Below are 625 nucleotides of genomic sequence, written 5' to 3'. Positions count from 1 at the left end.
CATCCGACAAGTTACCAGAAGCTATTACTTTGCCTGTGTCTTTTTCTGTTATTGATATTGACGCAATGTCTTGAAGTTGTGTATAGGCAATACCACCAGCAACATAGGGCATAATACGTTCAGCAGCAAAACCAATCCGTACCCGCGTCGCGCCAGCCCACTTTTCTTTAAAAGTAAAACTGTGCGTCCGTTTATCACCATCTTGGATTACATTGTTACCAATCTTAGTTCCAGCATCTTTCAGCATCTTACCAACATATGCCAGATGATTTTGAGCAATTACATATACTTGCCCTGTTTTCGTGTCATCTTTATCAGACCACATGAAATCTGTATCAACACCTAAAATAAGGCCATTACCGAGATCAACGTTGGAACCTGCATAAAGTCCCCCCATAAAACCTGATAATTTAGGCAAAAAATCATCACTCACCGGAATGGTTTTTCCATTACTGAGAATATCCATCTTTGTTTTACTTGAAAAACCACCAACCTGGCCACCAATATAAAAACCTGTCCAAGAAAAAGTGGGAGCAACAATAACCGGCGCAACAGGTGTGGGCTGAGGGGGAACAATAACATCTGCTGCATGCGCTGCTGAAACTAACGCAAAAGCAGAAGCTGT

The 625-nt window shown here is 41.8% G+C and carries 1 protein-coding gene; it reads right to left on the bottom strand.

What is annotated here, in order from left to right; all coding sequences use genetic code 11:
• A partial coding sequence (locus ACFILZ_RS10120; protein WP_375682397.1) for a porin occupies positions 1–625 on the bottom strand: 625 nt, incomplete at both ends.

It is taken from the genome of Bartonella sp. AP40SXNS, from assembly GCF_042195825.1.
Lineage (GTDB): Bacteria > Pseudomonadota > Alphaproteobacteria > Rhizobiales > Rhizobiaceae > Bartonella.
Note: the sequence above shows the minus strand (reverse complement) of the source record. Positions and strands in the feature narration are given on the sequence as shown.